Origin of the sequence: Chitinimonas sp. BJB300, from assembly GCF_002735695.1 — a bacterium.
GTDB lineage: Bacteria > Pseudomonadota > Gammaproteobacteria > Burkholderiales > Chitinimonadaceae > Chitinimonas.
In genome coordinates this window covers 1-709 of record NZ_PDZH01000348.1, presented here as the reverse complement: position 1 = coordinate 709, position 709 = coordinate 1, and the positions used below count along the sequence as shown (strand labels likewise).

The window sequence follows — 709 nt, the reverse complement described above, 5'->3', positions numbered from 1 at the left end:
GCGCCATTCAAGGCGGACGCAGTTGAAAAAACAGCAGCGTCAGAGATCCCCCAATCTGAAGCAAAGCCCGAGGCATCGGCAAGCCCTGTTGTTCAGGAAGCGTCTGCCGAGTTGTCCCCTGTGCCGACCACGCCAGCAGTACAGGAAAAGAAGGCGAATAAGCCAAAACCATCCGTATCAGCCAAACAAGCAGTACCGACGCAACCTACCGTCGATGACCTTCAGGCAAACACGCCGACTAAAAAGCCCGCCCAAGTTGAGGCAAGGAAGACCAGCCGCAAAGTAGCTGAATCTAAAGTACAAAAATCAGAGAGCGGACCGCTTCTATTCTCGCGTGCTGAAGTAACGGAGCAGGGCACTAAAGGCAGCGATGCAGCCCGTCTGCGCAAGCAATTCGCCCCTTTGATTGCTAGGTGGCGGAATGCCCCGCAGATCACCATTGTCCAGTCGGTCACAGACCTACCGGTGCGCTATCTCGATAAGCTGCGCTCACAAAATGCCGAGGGCGATGTCGAAGGCTTCTTTGACCAGAAAGCCAATGCGGTTTATTTGGTGGCAGATCGCTTGGCCGATACCCCGCGTGCCCTGCATGTTTTGGTGCATGAAGTCCTGGGCCATGCGGGCTTGCGTGGCTTGTTTGGCAAACAATTGAACCCCTTACTCGCCAGTCTCTACCGTGAACACGCCAATGTGCGTGAAGCAGCCGACG

1 protein-coding gene is annotated in these 709 nt (G+C 55.4%); it reads left to right on the top strand.

Features of this window, described 5'->3' with window-relative positions:
• On the top strand, positions 1–709 hold a 709-nt coding region (locus tag CSQ89_RS22785; protein ID WP_308418211.1), incomplete at both ends, for a hypothetical protein.